General features: G+C 64.5%; 1 protein-coding gene. It reads right to left on the reverse strand.

The genetic code is table 11. The features are described from left to right. The coding region (locus tag EN984_RS36990; RefSeq protein WP_164766042.1) for an ABC transporter permease at positions 1-594 on the reverse strand (594 nt) is incomplete at both ends.

A 594-nucleotide genomic window follows, 5' to 3' on the forward strand; every position in this document is an offset into this window, starting at 1 on the left:
GTCGAAGCGGGTGAGCAGGAAGGAGATCACGAACTCGTCCCAGGAGAAGGTCATCGACAGGAAGAAAGCTGCGAAAATGGCCGGCGCCATGACCGGCACGGTGATCAGCAGCAGCACCTTCCATTCCGGCGCGCCGAGGTCGCGCGCGGCACGCTCGATGTTGATCTGGTGGTCGCCCATCTGGCTGTAGATGATGGCAAAGCACAGCGGCAGGTTGATCACGACATGGCCGATGCCGGCGGCAAGCAGCGATTTCGGCACGCCGGCCCAGTTGAACAGCACCAGCAGCCCCATCCCGATGATGAGATAGCTGACCGTCAGCGGCAGGGTGATCAGCCCGCGCAGCAGGCCGGAGCCAGGCAGGACGAAGCGGGCAAAGCCCCAGGCGGAGAGAAAGCCGAGCGTGACGGCTGCGAGCGAGGAGATGGATGCCACCAGCAGCGAGTTGACCAGCGCCGAGGTCAGCCGCGTGTCCGAAAGAACCGCATCGTACCAGCGCAGCGACGGGCCGGTGAAGGGCGGGATCGGGAACGACGTCGCCTGCAGCGAAAACAGCACCAGCACGACGACCGGCAGGAAGATGAAGCCGTAGAC

Source organism: Mesorhizobium sp. M7A.F.Ca.CA.004.12.1.1 (assembly GCF_003997835.1).
Taxonomy (GTDB): Bacteria; Pseudomonadota; Alphaproteobacteria; order Rhizobiales; family Rhizobiaceae; genus Mesorhizobium.